The 223-nt window shown below is 47.5% G+C and carries 1 protein-coding gene; it reads left to right on the top strand.

The window, feature by feature from the left end; genetic code table 11:
- A partial coding sequence (locus tag FDX22_RS31160; RefSeq protein WP_255432939.1) for a fimbria/pilus periplasmic chaperone occupies positions 1 to 223 on the top strand: 223 nt, incomplete at both ends.

The raw sequence follows: 223 nt of genomic DNA on the forward strand, positions 1-223 counted from the left end.
GTTTCCTGATTAATTCATGGATAGAGAACAGAGCAGGCGTCAAAGATAAATCGTTTGTGGTCACACCGCCGCTGTTTGTCAGTGAACCTAAAAGTGAAAACACGCTGCGTATCATCTACGCGGGCGAGCCGCTGCCCAAAGACCGTGAATCGCTGTTCTGGATGAATGTGAAGGCTATTCCGTCGGTCAATAAAAATAGCCTTGAGGGGAAAAACGTTCTGCA

Source organism: Citrobacter sp. TBCS-14, assembly GCF_005280805.1.
Lineage (GTDB): Bacteria > Pseudomonadota > Gammaproteobacteria > Enterobacterales > Enterobacteriaceae > Citrobacter > Citrobacter gillenii.